The sequence below is a fragment of the Bacillus sp. S/N-304-OC-R1 genome (genome assembly GCF_019749375.1).
Lineage (GTDB): Bacteria > Bacillota > Bacilli > Bacillales > Cytobacillaceae > Cytobacillus.
The window spans coordinates 101,879-117,648 of sequence record NZ_JACWFE010000017.1 but is presented as its reverse complement, the minus strand read 5'-3'; the positions used below and the strand labels follow the sequence as shown (position 1 = coordinate 117,648).

General features: G+C 35.5%; 17 protein-coding genes. 13 read left to right on the top strand and 4 right to left on the bottom strand.

Annotation, left to right across the window (positions count from 1 at the left end):
- Positions 1–90 precede the first annotated feature (90 nt).
- The 10 genes from H0173_RS14910 (at position 91) to H0173_RS14865 (ending at position 10,610) form a co-directional block, all read left to right on the top strand.
- Positions 91–525 (top strand): MarR family winged helix-turn-helix transcriptional regulator, encoded by a 435-nt coding sequence (locus tag H0173_RS14910; RefSeq protein WP_221847325.1) that lies wholly within the window; start codon positions 91–93, stop codon positions 523–525.
- Between the two features lie 13 nt (positions 526–538).
- Positions 539–2,116, top strand: coding sequence for an ABC transporter substrate-binding protein (locus H0173_RS14905; protein ID WP_221847324.1), 1,578 nt, complete (start codon positions 539–541; stop codon positions 2,114–2,116).
- Positions 2,117–2,204: 88 nt separating this feature from the next.
- Positions 2,205–3,122 (top strand): ABC transporter permease, encoded by a 918-nt coding sequence (locus tag H0173_RS14900; RefSeq protein ID WP_221847323.1) that lies wholly within the window; start codon positions 2,205–2,207, stop codon positions 3,120–3,122.
- An 8-nt stretch (positions 3,123–3,130) separates the two neighbouring features.
- Positions 3,131–4,039 (top strand): ABC transporter permease, encoded by a 909-nt coding sequence (locus H0173_RS14895; RefSeq protein ID WP_221847322.1) that lies wholly within the window; start codon positions 3,131–3,133, stop codon positions 4,037–4,039.
- 2 nt (positions 4,040–4,041) lie between these two features.
- Positions 4,042–5,031: an ABC transporter ATP-binding protein gene (locus tag H0173_RS14890; RefSeq protein WP_221847321.1), complete on the top strand. Its 990-nt coding sequence runs from the start codon at positions 4,042–4,044 to the stop codon at positions 5,029–5,031.
- Positions 5,031–6,038, top strand: coding sequence for an ABC transporter ATP-binding protein (locus tag H0173_RS14885; RefSeq protein ID WP_221847320.1), 1,008 nt, complete (start codon positions 5,031–5,033; stop codon positions 6,036–6,038). Before H0173_RS14890 ends, H0173_RS14885 begins: the two co-directional genes overlap by 1 nt.
- Complete coding sequence (locus H0173_RS14880; protein ID WP_221847319.1) at positions 6,019–7,197, top strand: M24 family metallopeptidase; 1,179 nt, start codon at positions 6,019–6,021, stop codon at positions 7,195–7,197. Before H0173_RS14885 ends, H0173_RS14880 begins: the two co-directional genes overlap by 20 nt.
- A gap of 70 nt (positions 7,198–7,267) precedes the next feature.
- Entirely contained in the window at positions 7,268–8,113 is an 846-nt protein-coding gene (locus H0173_RS14875; protein WP_221847318.1) for a M55 family metallopeptidase, read from the top strand.
- Between the two features lie 404 nt (positions 8,114–8,517).
- A complete protein-coding gene (locus H0173_RS14870; RefSeq protein ID WP_221847317.1) occupies positions 8,518–8,637 on the top strand; it encodes a DUF4023 domain-containing protein in 120 nt (39 codons plus the stop codon).
- Between the two features lie 248 nt (positions 8,638–8,885).
- On the top strand, positions 8,886–10,610 hold the full coding sequence (locus H0173_RS14865; protein ID WP_221847316.1) for a sulfate adenylyltransferase: 1,725 nt from the start codon (positions 8,886–8,888) through the stop codon (positions 10,608–10,610).
- Between the two features lie 142 nt (positions 10,611–10,752).
- On the opposite strand, the gene H0173_RS14860 is transcribed toward H0173_RS14865, so the two are convergent.
- Positions 10,753–11,145: a nuclear transport factor 2 family protein gene (locus tag H0173_RS14860; protein ID WP_221847315.1), complete on the bottom strand. Its 393-nt coding sequence runs from the start codon at positions 11,143–11,145 to the stop codon at positions 10,753–10,755.
- A 737-nt stretch (positions 11,146–11,882) separates the two neighbouring features.
- On the opposite strand from H0173_RS14860, the gene H0173_RS14855 reads away from it, so the two are divergent.
- Positions 11,883–13,118 carry a PAS domain S-box protein gene (locus H0173_RS14855; RefSeq protein ID WP_260631201.1) on the top strand — a complete coding sequence of 412 codons (1,236 nt, stop codon included), beginning with the start codon at positions 11,883–11,885 and terminating at the stop codon, positions 13,116–13,118.
- 15 nt (positions 13,119–13,133) lie between these two features.
- On the top strand, positions 13,134–13,313 hold the full coding sequence (locus H0173_RS14850) for a cupin domain-containing protein (protein ID WP_221847314.1): 180 nt from the start codon (positions 13,134–13,136) through the stop codon (positions 13,311–13,313).
- Between the two features lie 81 nt (positions 13,314–13,394).
- On the opposite strand, the gene H0173_RS14845 is transcribed toward H0173_RS14850, so the two are convergent.
- A complete protein-coding gene (locus H0173_RS14845; RefSeq protein WP_396021242.1) occupies positions 13,395–13,688 on the bottom strand; it encodes an HNH endonuclease in 294 nt (97 codons plus the stop codon).
- A gap of 17 nt (positions 13,689–13,705) precedes the next feature.
- A complete protein-coding gene (locus H0173_RS14840) occupies positions 13,706–13,846 on the bottom strand; it encodes a hypothetical protein (protein ID WP_221847337.1) in 141 nt (46 codons plus the stop codon).
- A 31-nt stretch (positions 13,847–13,877) separates the two neighbouring features.
- On the opposite strand from H0173_RS14840, the gene H0173_RS22780 reads away from it, so the two are divergent.
- On the top strand, positions 13,878–14,123 hold the full coding sequence (locus H0173_RS22780) for a CPBP family glutamic-type intramembrane protease (protein ID WP_396021241.1): 246 nt from the start codon (positions 13,878–13,880) through the stop codon (positions 14,121–14,123).
- 80 nt (positions 14,124–14,203) lie between these two features.
- On the opposite strand, the gene H0173_RS14830 is transcribed toward H0173_RS22780, so the two are convergent.
- Positions 14,204–15,619: a LysM peptidoglycan-binding domain-containing protein gene (locus tag H0173_RS14830; protein ID WP_221847311.1), complete on the bottom strand. Its 1,416-nt coding sequence runs from the start codon at positions 15,617–15,619 to the stop codon at positions 14,204–14,206.
- Positions 15,620–15,770: the final 151 nt, after the last annotated feature.

The window sequence follows — 15,770 nt, the reverse complement described above, 5'->3', positions numbered from 1 at the left end:
TTTTTTAAATATTATTAAAAATATAGTTGACAAAAGCTACTAATCTTTTTACAATTTATCTAATTATACAAAAAGAGGTATATATATAATATGTTGGAAAATTACATACAAGAAATTAAAGGATTTAATCGTTTTTACACTCGAGCTATAGGACTATTTAATATATACACTGACGAAAGCTCATATTCTGCTACAGAGGCATTAATACTTTTTGAAATTTCTAACCAAGAAGATTGTACAGCAGCATATTTATCTAATTTCTTTCTTTTAGATAAAGGTTATATAAGTAGAATTCTTAAACATTTTGAACGAGAGGAGCTGATTGTAAAAAGAGCTTCAGAAGAAGATCGTCGCATACAATATATTGATTTAACAGAGTTAGGAATTAACACTTTGAATTCTCTAGCTTTAAAAGCAAGTTCTACTGTTGAAAAAATGATTGATGGAATTTCTGAAGAAAAAATTCAAGAGTTAATTAAGTCCATGCAAAAAATCGAAACAATTTTACATAAAAAAATTAAATAAGGAGGAGAAATTAATGAAAAAGAATATTTCTATATTAATAGTTTTAAGTTTATTACTAATTTTAACTGCCTGTACATCTGGGACGGCAGGAAACTCTAACTCTAGTAATAAAACTAATACAAATAATACAAGTGAAAAAGATAACTCTCCTGTAACGAAAAAAGATAACCTTATTATTGCATTTGAATCAGATGCTGCTACATTAATTGCAAATACTGATGTTAACTATGTTACTGATACACAAATTCGAAATATTTATGATCCTCTTATTGATCGACATGGACAAACTGGAGATTTTGTTCCAGTCCTTGCTGAGGAATGGAAAAACGTTGATGAATATACTTGGAGATTAAAATTAAAAGAAGGAATTAAATTCCATAATGGGGCTGATTTTGATGCAAATGCAGTTAAATTCAGTATTGACTACATCTTAGATGAAGCTAATCAATCATTTTATAGATCCCGATGGGTGAATGTAAAAGAAATTAAAATTATTTCACCTACAGAAGTTGAGATTATTACTTCTAAACCTTTTCCAAGTTTAATTCAGCGTATTGCTGAAGATGTATTAATAATGGAACCAGGTTACGTAAATGAAGTAGGAATAGATGCCGCTGCTAAAAAACCTGTAGGAACTGGAGCTTATAAATTTGTAGAATGGTCCCGTGATAACTATTTGAAATTAGAGGCTTTTGATGATTACTGGAAAGGGCAACCACAGATTAAAACCCTTGAATTTCGATATATACCTGAATTCAGTTCACGTTTGTCTGCTTTTTTAAGTGGAGAAGTGGACTTATTTAAAAACATCCCAGTAGACTCCGTTGAAAAAATCAAAAATAATGATAAGTCAAAAATTGAAGAAACTTCATCAGCACGTATTAATTATCTTGCATTAAATACATTTTATGATGGTCCTATGAAGGACGAAAAAGTTCGACAAGCGATAAATCATGCAATTAATGTAGATGAATTACTTAATTCAGTTTTAAATGGTCATGGAACAAAAATGACAGGTCCACTTGCAAAAATTAATACGGGCTATATTGAAACTGAAGGTTATGATTACGATGGTGAAAAAGCAAAAACTTTATTAAAAGAAGCAGGATATGAGCCTGAATCTTTAACTCTAACTTTAGATACACCAAATGGACGATATCCAATGGATTCTCAGATTGCTCAAGCTATAGCTGCTCAGCTTCAAAGAATTGGAGTGAAAGTAAACGTTCAAGTGAATGAGTGGGGTAATCACTTGGAGAAAATTAGAAATAGAGAGATGAAAGACATGTTTATATTAGGATGGGGTCCTGCATTTGATCCTCAATCAACCATTGAAAATCTCTTTACAGAAGTTGCTCCTTACAGCAGCTTTTATGATAAAGATATCGAAGTAAAAATATATGAAACAAATGATCTATTTAATGAAGATGAAAGATTTGCAGGTTATGCAGAACTTCAAAAGCGTTTAGTTGAAAAGGCTGCTTGGGTTCCATTATGGCAACAGGCTGATTTATATGCTGTTCGGAAAGACTTGAATTTCAAACCTCGGGTAGATGAAAAAATGCAAGTTTTTGAAATGTCATGGAATTAATAGAGTAAATACTAATTAAGTGGAGAGGTGTTGCCTCTCCACTAATTAAATAAGAACAAGTCATATCGCTATAAGAGGGGAGTTAGGTATGCTTGACTTTGTAATAAAAAGACTGATACAGGTTCTTGTTGTTGTTTTATTAGCACTTACAGTAGTGTTTTTTTTAATAAGGTTATCCGGAGATCCAACAGTTCTGTTTTTACCTCCTGATGCACCTAGAGAACAAATTGAACAATATAGTGAGATGTTAGGGTTTAATCGTCCTCTTTATATTCAATATGGAGAATTCATGTTAAATGCAGTACAGGGTGACTTTGGTCAATCCTTACGAAGTCGAGATGATGCACTACCTCTAGTGTTAGATCGTTTACCTGCAACATTTCAGTTGGCCATATCAGCATTAATTCTATCTTTACTGATCTCCATTCCTTTAGGAGTACTTACTGCCTTTAAAAGAAATTCAATTTTCGACCGTATTGGCGTAGCTCTTACCGTGGTAGGGCAAGCTGTACCAAGTTTTTGGCTGGGCCTATTACTCATTTTTTTATTTGCTGCTCAACTAAATTTTCTTCCTTCCGGAGGCGGGGGTTCACCTGTTCATCTAATTCTTCCTACGATTACACTTGCTGCTTACAGCATAGCAAGATTTACTCGTTTTACAAGATCCACGATGTTAGATGTGTTAAGAAAAGATTACATTCGTACCGCAAAAGCTTCTGGAGTTCCAACATTTCGGTTAGTTTCACGATATGCACTTAAAAATTCATTAATTCCTATTATCACCTTAGTAGCTCTTGATTTAGGCACATTACTTGGGGGTGCTGTTATAACAGAAGTTGTTTTTGCATGGCCGGGAATTGGCAGGCTATTAATGCAATCTCTTTTGAATCGTGACTTTCCAATAGTTTTAGCTGGTGTATTTATCATTGCTCTAATTTATGCGGTTATTAATTTTATTGCGGATGTTTTATATGCATATGTTAATCCGCAAATTCGAGTGAAGTAGGTGAGAGTATGACAGTTAATGTTCCGAAAGTACTTCACGACCAAAATAAAGTCCATTTGAAATCTATTAAACAATCAGCAATATCTACTTTATTCTCTAGTTTGATGAGAAGTTGGACGGGGATGATCGGGTTTTTAATTATTATTTTTTTACTCTTAATTAGTATTTTTGGTCAGTTGATTACTCCTTACGATCCACTTTATGCAGATTTTAGCAAGAAACTTACGCCTCCAATGACAGATGGTCATTTTTTAGGAACAGATCAATTAGGGAGAGATATTCTTTCACGAATTATTATGGGTGCAAGAATATCTGTAATAATTGGCATTACTACAGTGTTAATTGCAGGAACATTCGGAACAATAATAGGAATTATTTCAGGCTATTTCAGAGGATGGATAGATGCTATTTTAATGCGTATTGTTGATGTTCAATTAAGTTTTCCTTTTATCCTTTTAGTCCTGGTCATTAATGCCATTATCGGTTCGGGTCTTCGAAATATAATCATTTCATTAGCAATTGGAGGATGGGTGATTTTTGCACGCGTTATTAGAAGTGAAGTTCTGGCACTGCGTGAGAAAGAATTTATTACTGCCTGTATAGCAACAGGTGTTTCAAGAGTGGAAATATTATTCAAACATATTCTTCCTAATTTATTTACACCTATAATTATTCTTTCTTCACTTCAAATCGCGACATATATTATTGCAGAAGCCTCAGTAAGCTTTTTAGGATTTGGAGTTCAACCTCCCGAACCGGCATGGGGTAACATGTTGAATGAAGGTAAAGATTATATTTTTAGTTCTTGGTGGTTAATAACATTCCCTGGAATCGCTATTATGATTACTGCTCTTGGTGTTAATCTTTTCGGAGATTGGCTACGTGATACGTTAGATCCAGAATTGAAGGGGGAATGATAATGACTCAGGAAATTCTAAAAGTCAAAAACCTACGAATTCAATTTAATAGTAGCAAGGAAAAAGTCCAGTCCATACGTGGTGTGAATTTTCACGTTAATAAGGGAGAAACTCTAGGTATTGTAGGTGAGTCTGGGTGTGGAAAGAGTGTAACTTCTTTAGCAATTATGGGGCTTCTACCGGAGAAAACAAGTGAAATAGTTTCAGGAGAGATTTTATTTAATGAGAAAGATTTAACGAAATCAAAAGAAAAACAATTTCGTAGACTTCGAGGAAATGATATTTCTATGATTTTTCAGGAGCCTATGACTTCTCTAAATCCTGTATTTACAATAGGCGAACAATTAAGTGAGCCATTAAGGCAACATAAAAAAATGACAAAATCCCAAACACGGAAAGCAATTATTGCCATGTTAAAACAGGTTGGCCTTCCAAGGGCTGAACAGATAATTGATGAATACCCTCATCAATTATCAGGTGGGATGAGGCAAAGAGTGATGATTTCACTTTCTTTATTATGCCAACCAAAACTGATGATTGCAGATGAACCTACAACAGCATTAGATGTTACAATTCAAGCTCAAATTTTGGAGTTATTGAAAGAAATAAAAAATAAAAATGATATGAGTTTGATGCTGATAACACATGATTTAGGTGTTGTTGCTGAAATGTGTGATCGTGTAGTAGTAATGTATGCTGGAGAAGTAGTAGAAGAGGCAGAGATAAAAAGATTATTTGATCAACCTCTACATCCATATACACAAGGATTAATGAAATCATTACCTTCAAATAATGCTCGGAAGAGTAAGCTATTTTCTATAAACGGACAAGTTCCTAGACCGTCAGAAATTAGTGAAGGCTGTGCATTTGCTAATAGATGCACATTTGCATTTGAAAGATGTTTCAAAGAAGATCCACCATCTTTTAATAAGGAAATGCATATTTGTAAGTGTTGGTTATATAATTCTACCTCTGAGGAGGTAAAGCATTAATGGAAAACCAAGTTTTGTTACAAGTTAAAAACTTAAAAAAATATTATGAAATTCCCCAGGGCATGTTCAAAGAAAAGATTATTGTAAGAGCTGTTGATAATGTTAACTTTTCAATTATTAAAGGTGAAACCTTTGCGTTAGTGGGAGAATCAGGATGTGGTAAATCTACAACAGGTAGAACAATTTTAAGATTGACTGAACCAACGGATGGGGAGGTCATATTTGATAGGCAAGATATAACTACTTTACCTTATGAACGAATGCGATCTCTGCGAAGTAGGATGCAAATGGTTTTTCAAGATCCATATGCTTCACTTAATCCGAAGAAAACCATTCGTCAAATCTTAATGGAACCATTGAGAGTTCATAATAAATTTGATAAAGAAGAAAGACTACAAAAAATTATCTCAATGCTTCAGATTGTAGGGTTATCTGACTTTCATTTAAATCGCTATCCTCATGAATTCTCTGGTGGACAAAGACAGCGAATAGGAATTGCAAGAGCAGTTATCCTTCAACCCGATTTCATTATCGCTGATGAACCAGTATCCGCTTTGGATGTATCAGTACAATCACAAGTAATAAATTTAATGCTAGAGCTACAGAAAGAGTTTGATTTAACTTATTTGTTTATTTCGCACGACCTCAGTGTGATCCAACATATGACTGATCGCGTAGCTGTAATGTATTTAGGGAAAATTGTGGAAGTTGCTAAAACAGAAGATTTATTTTTAAATCCAAAACATCCATATACACAGGCTTTATTATCTGCTGTACCTATCACCCATCCGGATGAAAAGAAAGAAAGAATTATATTAAAAGGAGATGTTCCTAGCCCAGTAAATCCACCATCAGGCTGTACATTTCATCCTAGATGTCAGTTTGCGATGGATATTTGTCGCAAGGAAATACCCAATTTGACAGAATTCGAAAGAGGCCATACGGCAAATTGCCATTTATATTCCCAATACAAGGAGGAAGATTCACATGCTATTAGCTATTCCTAAAAATGAGTTTAAGGATCGTCAGAAAAAATTCTTTGAAAAGTTAAGTGAAAATAAATGTGACTCTGCAATAATTTTTGCAGTAACAGATATCTTTTATTTATCAGGATTTCACTTTTATCCCACGGAACGACCAATTGGTTTATTATTCGATACAAATCATAAAGTTCATTTATTCGTACCTGCATTGGAACATGAACATGCAGAGGAATATGGAGTAGTTGATTATGTTCACTCCTATCCAGAATATCCGGGAATTAAACATCCAATGGAGTATTTTAAAGAATTATTAAAACAATATGGTTTTGAAAATAAGAGAGTGGGGTATGATGCAATTGGTTATGGTTCATCAATGGGATATCGTGGACCTTCTATTGACAAATTAATTTCCGTTCAGGAATTTGTAACATTAAAAGGAATAGTTGAGGAGTTACGCTTTATTAAATCTGAAAATGAAATCGAACTAATAAAAGAATCATGTCGTTGGGGGAATCTAGCCCATAGATTACTACAAAAATACACTAGATCTGGGTTAAGCGAAATTGAAATTACGAGTAAAGCCTCTATGGAAGCGACAATGGCTATGATTGAAACATTAGGTCAAGATTATAAGCCTCATGGAAGCACTGCGTATGCAATTTTTAGAGGACAAATTGGACCGGAATCTGCATTTCCGCATGCTGTTACTCAAAATATTGTATTGAAAAAAGGTGACACTTTAGTCACAGGGGCTGCAGCAGATGTTTTTGGATATACAAGTGAATTGGAACGAACAATGTTTGTAGAAGAAGTAAATAAAGAACAAGAAAAATATTTCCATTATATGTATGAAGCGCAAAATGTGGCCTTTTCAGCAATTAAACCAGGTATACCTTGCTCAGCAGTTGAAGAGGCTGTTCAAAAATATTTTAAAGAAGAAGGAATAACAGAATTAACAAGCCATCATACTGGACATAATATTGGATTACTTGGCCATGAAGCTCCATTTTTTGATTTAGGTGATCATACGGTAATACAGCCAGGAATGGTATTTACTGTCGAACCAGGTATTTATGTAAAAGGATTAGGTGGATTTAGACATTCTGACACAGTTTTGGTGACTGAAAATGGGATGGAAATGTTAACTTACTACCCTAGGGATTTGGAATCTCTTATTTGTTAAACTGATTAACATTAAACACTTGGCCATTGGTCAAGTGTTTTCTACTAAACTTTATAAGGAGAATTAGTCTATGAAAATATATATTTCTGCAGATATTGAAGGGATTTCAGGTGTTGCGACCATTCAACAATTAGTAAATAATTCTGAGTATCAGCGCTTTCGAAAGCTCATGACTGAAGAAGTTAATGCAGCGATAAGAGGCGCCCATAATGGGGGGGCAAATGAAGTTGTTGTGGCTGATGGTCATGGAAATATGTCAAACATAATAATCGAGGATTTGGATCCAAGAGCACGTCTGGTTTCAGGAAATAACCGTGTAATGTGTCAGTTAGAAGGTCTTGACGAGACATTTGATGGTATTATTTTTATTGGCCATCATGGAAGAGAAAGTGCAAGCCAAGCGGTAATTAGCCATACATTAGCTGGTATTTGCGTTAAAGAAATAATGATTAACAATAAAGTTGTCGGTGAAACTGAAATGAATGCCTTGGTAGCCGGTAGTTTAAAAATTCCTGCAATTTTTATAAGTGGTGACGATCAATATGTATCTGAAGTAAAAGAAACCTTACCTGATGTAGAATCAGTGGTAGTAAAATATGCACGAGACCGTTTAGCGGCAGAGCTTATTCATCCACAAGTTGTCCATGAAGAAATTGAAAAAAGGGTAGCATGTTCACTCAAAAAGGCAAATGAAATTAAACCGATAACAATGGAAGGACCGATAACTTTTGAAATTGAGTTTAAAGGCCCTCAGCAAGCAAACATGACAACAACTCTTCCTACTGTGCAAAAAATTAGTTCAACAAGAATTAAGTTTACTTGTGATGATATGATTACAGCGTATAAACATATGTGGGGGTGTGTAATTATAGCTATGGCTGCAACTAATGGCGTTTTAGGTAGTGCTAATGCTTAAGTTTATTAGTTGTTTTATTGATTAAAAAGGAAGAATAATAGAATTAATAGATGTTTATGATTTCGCATTTAACACTTTAAATGTTGAAGAAATTCATGCTCAGGCATGGGAGAACAACGTTAATTCATGTCTATCTATGGAAAGCAATGGGTTTAAGTTAAGTAAACAGGAGGAAAAAATATTTCCAAAAAGGAATTGTACCTTTATACAGAATTACTATAAACTCTACAAAAAACACGTGGATTAATAATAATGACCTATTATCGTTAGATTAGTTATTATTAAAAGTTAACAGTTGCTTAAAACTCAAATAGTTCAATTTAGAATCTATAACTTAATTACACGAATGATTCCCTCACAATAGGAGAAATTAAAACCATGCTTACTGTAAAGGAGGGGTTATCATGGAAAGCACAAATGAATTTGTAGAAAAGCTTCATGATCGGCAGCAAAAGGATGAGCAAAACCGAAAGCGCCAAGGAAAGGGGCATCCCGAGAAAAAGCTGCCTAATAAGCAGCATTAAAAATTATATTCTAAAACAAAATTCTAAAGGCCGCGGACTTATCCTGGCCTTTTTTTAATTACCTCTTGACTAAAGTCCTCCCTAAACACTATTTAAAGGCTTGAGGATTCTTCCGTAATTTATTATCGTGATTAGAAAAGCTAACACTATTCCTATATATTATCTAATTTTTCTAAATATTAGGAGGATTTTATACGTTTATATAGAATATTATTTATGGAATATAAGTGTATTGGGAGTGTGTTTGGATGAATCACTATACTGATGTGTTGGATGAGGAAAAATTTGCGAGTTACCCACAGCAACCTCATGGTGGGAAATTAGTCAATCGTGTTCTTACGGGTCAAGAACTTGATGAAGCGATGGAGAAAGCGAAGCAGCTGCCAATGATTATGGTAGACCTGGAGGCTGTCATAACACTTGAAATGATCGCTACAGGGGTATTGTCTCCTAATGAAGGGTTCATGGTTGAAGAGGATTATAAGTCCGTTCTATTAAATGGCCGCTTAAAAAATGGAGTAGTCTGGCCAGTTCCATTGAGTTTTGCGCCAATTGGCGACCGGAATAAACAGATTATTCAGTCGTTGTCAGTTGGAGATGAAATTGCTCTCGTAGATGATTCGAGAGAGCCAGTTGCCATACTAAAATTGGATGATATTTTTCATTACGACCGTGACTTCCGTGCAACACACCTTTTCGGTACAACAGACCGCAATCATCCAGGTGTAGATGCCATTTACCGCCGCATGGGTGATACTGCTTTAGCTGGTCCCATTTCATTGCTGCGAAGAGTGCATTGGGGTCCCTTTGAGAATATAAGAATGGAGCCAAAAGAAACGTGGAAACTATTTTACGAAGATAAAAAGTTTAAAACAGTTGGAGGATTTATTACTGGAGCAAATCCTTTACACCGTGGACATGAGTATATTCATAGAAATGCGTTAGAAGAGTTAGATGGCTTGTTCGTACAGCCGTTAGTTGAGCTGGCTAAGCGTGAATATACCCGTCATGAGTTTCGGATGTTATCTTACCGAAGTGTTTTGGATACATATTACCCAACAGAAAGAACGATTCTTGCACCATTAAGGGTTACGTATATCTTTGCGGGTCCTCGTGAAGCGGTTCTTCATGCTTTAATTATGAAAAACTATGGCTGTACTCATGCGCTAATTGGACGGGATCATGCTGGCGTAGGTGACTTCTACGATAAATATGCGAGCCATACGATTTTTGATGAGTTTACTGCAGATGAATTAGGAATTGATATTCGTCTGTTCCATGAAGTATTTTATTGTACTCGATGTGATAGTTTGGCAAGTGAGCAAACGTGTCCGCATGATATGAAGTACCGGATTAATATTTCTGGTACTGGTATTAGGGAATTACTGCGTTACGGAGTACTGCCGCCGAAGGAAATTGTTCGTCCGGAATCGGCTAGAATTGCCATGCAGGGAGTTCAGCCAAAAGGTGTGGATGAGAACTTCCAAGCTATATCACCAGTTGGCAAAACAATCAAAAGTATCTTCCCATATTACTTAAATAGATCTAGATTGGGTGGGCCAGAAAGAAATACTCCACTTCAGGTTGAACAGCTAACAATAGAAGATCTAGAAACAGCTATTATGGATGTAAGGGCGAATGCCGACCAGATTTATAAAGGCATTTTTGAAGAGTTCAGCTATGTTGCTGATACGCTTCGTTCTACACAGCCTGATTGGGTGGCGGCTGCTCGTGAATCTATTTATAAGCAGCAAGAAATGGTTGTCGAGTATTTAGAAGAAAAGGTGGATAAAGCCCCTGATCAAGCATCGGATGAATTTATGTATCAAGATAAGGGCGAAGCTGAGCGCGAACTAGAAGTCGCCCGGAAAATCTTTGACGATATCCCGTCTCCGCTTCGTGCTGAGGACCTGCAATATCGTGTTTGGAATCCGCTTCCATACAAACGCTACCGAGGCAGTGACGAAGAGTAAGTTAAATTATTTAAAAGAAGTTATGATGTAAAGATTCATTATAAGTATAAAAGGATTGCACTTATGGTCTTTATGACTAAAACTGCAATCCTTTTTATATTACCACCATCTTTAAAAACAGCCTCGTTGAAGCCGTTTCAAATTAGAACACGCCATTCTCATTAGGGGAATCCTCAGGTATTGGCTGGCCAATATCCCACATTTCAACAATCTTATTGTTTTGGAATCGAAAAATATGTACCACAGCGCCTCCAACATCATTTGGATGTTGCTTTACATGGGAGTGAACCACAACAGTGTCTTTTTCTTGAATAGCTCGTTTAATAACAATTGTCTTGTTAGGAGATTGGGTTGCACTTTGTTCCATCGCAAGCATGAGTGAATCTGCATCTCCTCGAAAAAAGGGATTGTGATGTCGAAAGTTATGCCCTATGTATCTACTGTATGCTTCTCGAACATTTCCAGATGCTGAGAGTTGAAGAAATGACATGGCAATTTCTTTTAGAGAAGCCGGTGACTTAATTTGCTGATCCATATTAATTTCAAAACATCCTTTCATTTCAAATGTTTTCATTTCTGAATTAATAGGAGTTTATAGTATAAGCAATTCTATGTCAATTGTTGGAATGCATATTGAAACTGATATTCTTAATTCATCAGTAAGAAGACATTTAATAGTTTGCAAACAGAAATAAAATTGGGATTTAAAAACAAAAGGCAACCGATAGTTGGTACTGGAGAAATATTGAGTATTGATGAAAGGCTTGTTATTTAATAAATAAAAATACGTGACCATTACATTTTTTCAATAATAAATATGCCATCGTTTTCATTTTCTTTAGAAGAAGGTAGAAGTTAAGTAATATGCACTTCTATTTTTCAATGAAAACGGTGTTTTTTTATTCTCTTAAATAATTTTTGAAAGTAGGAATATTTAGAAAGATATTGTAAGAATATTTAGGAATAAATGTTAAAATGAGTTAATGGGGGGAATTCATTTTATAAATTTTCTTCCTAATGAAGGATTAAACAATTGTTGATCTTTATAATAAAACTCAAAATAATTGGATGTTAATGTAGGTGGTGAGCTTTTTGAATAATACAGAATTGAATGCGATTCAAATACTAGAGAGGATAACAGATGGTTTTTTCTCGATAGACCATGAGTGGAATTTTACATATGTAAATAAAGAGGCGGCAAGGCTGTAGTTTCGAGACCGTGAAGATCTAATTGGAAAGCATATATGGAGTGAGTTTCCAGAAGCGATACAATTGCCATTTTATTATATGTATCATAAATCTGTGAACGAACAGAGTTCGGTAACCTTTGATTCATATTTTCCCCCTCTACAAACATGGTTTGATGTAAGAACTTATCCATCAGAAAATGGATTATCCGTATTTTTCCAGGATATTACCGATAAGAAGCAAGCTGCATTAAAAGATGAACAGCATTATAAGTCGTTGTTTGATAATCATCCTGATGCAGTATTCTCATTGGATCTTGAAGGGAAATATTTAAGCGTTAATCAAGGTATGGAAAGATTACTAGGCTATACTGCTCGTGAATTTTTAACATTGTCCTTCGCACCATTAGTAGCCGAAGGATATTTGGAACAAACAAATACATACTTTGCAAAAGCTACTGATGGAATTACTCAGCACTATGAGACGATTGCTTTACATAAAAATGGTCACCAGGTCCCGGTGAGTGTAACAAATATTCCAATAGTCGTTGATAATAAGGTTGTCGGTGTATATGGAATTGCAAAAGATTTGACACAGCAGAAGAAGTCAGAAGAAATGCTAATTCGTTCAGAGAAATTGTCAGTTGTTGGAGAACTATCGGCTTCCATCGCACATGAGATAAGAAATCCTCTAACTTCTCTTAAAGGTTTTCTACAATTGCTTAAATCCTCAATGGACCAAGTTCCCGCATATTTTGACATAATGACGGATGAAATATCAAGAATAGAAAGCATTACAGGAGAATTGTTATTGCATGCAAAACCACAGGCACATCAATTTCAGGAAGAGAGCATTACAGAAATCACGAAACAGGTTGTTGTTCTCCTTAGTTCTCAGGCTTTAATTAATAATATAGTGATTAATACTAGGTATGATGATTTTCCTAAAATTCGCTGTATCGATAGTCAAATCAAACAAGTTTTGATTAATATCATAAAAAACTCCATTGAATCAATGCCAAAAGGCGGGGAAATAAATATTCACCTAAAGAAAATCTCAGAACAGGAAATTTGCATACATATTGCTGATGAGGGATGTGGAATCCCTGAGGAACTATTGAATAAAGTTGGTCTTCCTTTCTATACAACAAAGGAAAAAGGAACAGGACTTGGAATGCTGACGACCTTAAAGATTATAGAAACCCATGGAGGCAGATTAGATATTGCCAGTGAGGTAGGAAAAGGGACTGTAATTGATATTTATCTCAATAGAGAACCTCTAGTATCTGAATATATTTCAAATATATTCATAAATAAATAGAAGATCCTCAAAAATGTGATTCAAGGGAAAATGAAGGTGGCTTTAGGGGAGGATGAGATTTTCCTTCAAGCTGGTGATAGTATTTACTTTCAGAGTTCAACTCCTCATAGATATGTAAATGTTGGGGAAGAGAAGGTTGTGTCTCTTTGGGTAATGAAAGAAGCAGAAGTTTCATTTTTGCAAAACGGACAATGATCAACAAGGTTTATTCATACACTATTCTTTTATGAGCCTGTCCTATACTTCGCCTTTTTTAAAAAGGTAAGGACAGGCTTTTTAATGTTTCCTCCTACGATTATTAGATTTTTTTATTTTCATTAATTTCGTTGAAGGCTGCTTGCGAATCCATTTGAGGAAGCTAGAAATTTGTGCATCTCCTTTTAATTCTAGTATTGTCGTTAATCGTGCCGCAATTTCTTGATTTGTGTAAAGAGCATGGATTTGTTTATGGCATGGAATACATAAATTAGCAGTCGGTCCAAATGTACCACCCATCTCTTTTGGGACTAGGTGATGAACAGTTGTCTCAACATCCTCTCGCTCACAAAGCTCACATGTATCCATAATCATTCCTCCTGACTTTTTGATCACTTATATACAATATCTTGAACCTTCATTATATATAAAAGGGTGATTTCTATTTTTACTTTAGATACAACAAGGAATAGAACAATCGTCTTATTGTCCCCCATATTCATTATTTTCATCGTCCATTGGTTAGCCACCATTACTTATCAGTACTCCCCTAACTTTTGCTGGGTGATCACAGCTATAATCTATTTATTTTTTGTCTTGAGTCACCCTTTCATGTGGGGAGTCTTTTCAATAGCAAACCGGTCATATCAAATGTATATTAGTTTATTTGTAATGGGGGTCATTTGGTCACTTATTCGTTATAGAACTAAGAGTTTAAGGTGGTGTGTTTATTCCCATATGCTTGTCGACTTTGGGAATTTATCTGTATTTGTTTTCTTAAATTTGTATATTCCACCAGGGATGTCTTAGCTTATTGAAGATTATTAAAATAGTTTGCATTTCTTATTAATAGGTAATCCCTTAGCTTGACAATGCTAAGGGATTATTACTTATATAAGCTTTAGTACTCTGAAATTCCACTCTTGTACAAGCCAATTTTGAGGAAATGGACTTCCTAATACCCAGTAACTAACACCTCTTAACCCATATCTCTTTACCGTATCGAATTTTGCCTGAGCACTACGGGCATCTTCGAACCAGACTTCATGCTGCTGGCCAGTTTCATCAGTATATCGGAAAAACGGGGATTGGTAGGTTTGGTCGTACTGAATGGCTACTCCATATTTAGCAGCAAGACGGGTGGCTTCTTGCGGGCTGACTGTCCGAGCGAAGGTGCCTTGTACCCATGGGATATTCCAATCTCGTCCGTATAATGGGAAACCCATTATAATTTTATTTCGCGGGATGACTGTAACTGCATAGTCAAGCACCCTTTGAACCTCATTTATTGGGGCAATTGCCCATGGTTTTCCACCAGCCCATCCCCATTCGTAAGTCATTAACACAACGAAGTCACAAATTTCTCCATGTGCCTGATAATCATGTGCCTCGTATAATAGTCCTTTTTGATCTCCGCTAATTTTCGGAGCTAGGGCTGTTGAGAGAGATAAACCTTCAGGCCGTAGTCTTGCTGCAGCCCGTCTTAAAAAGGCATTATAGTTTTCGCGATCCTCAGGATAAACATATTCCAGGTCCAGGTTCAAGCCAGTATAGCGTTTTGCTCTTATAGTATTAAGGACATTCGTTAATAGAGTTTCTTGAAGATTAGGGTTGCGTAAGATCGTTGCTGCCAAATCAGAATTAAACTTATTACCGGAAAAATTCGTTAGAACAAGCTTCGGAGCTACATGTCTTGCGCGTGCTGCTTCAATAATGGCTTCTTCATTTCTTGTTGTGATCGTGCCATCTTCCTTCATTGAATAAGTAAAGGGGGAAAGATAGGTAAAAAATCTTCCTAAATTAAGTACTTCTTGCCGGCCTGATTCTGAGGATGAGGTCGTATAGGAGTTGACTTCAATAATAGGCCGTGCTCTTTCGGGGATTCTTAATATCAAGCCAGGATAAATAAGGGAAGGATTTGTAATCTGATTGGCTTCAGTAATGGCTTCGATTGTGGTCCCGTAGTTTCTAGCAATTTGCCAAAGGGTTTCGCCAGTTTTTACAGTATGAAAAATAACAGGAATGGTTAACACTTGACCAATATAAATAATAGATGGGCCGGAAATTTGATTTGCCTCTGCTATTGCTTCAATGGTTGTTCCATAACGCCTTGCAATGGCTGCAAGAGTATCACCGAGTTGAACCAAGTATGTTTGATAAGGTGTGGGAATGACCAACGCTTGGCCGACGACTAAAAAATTGGGATTATCCAACTGATTAGCCAAAGAAATTTGATTAAAATTCACACCATAACGCTGCGAAATTATCCAAAGGCTTTCTCCAGGCTGCACGACATGTATTTGCATAGATAGCCTCCTTTATTTATGTTCTTTACACTTTATTCCATGAAATGGTGATTATGATTGTTTACGCTATACCCTATGAATGTACGGAACTGCTTATCAAATGGTGGATTTTCAGATAATTCCTTAATTGAATATGGTAACCTATAATTAA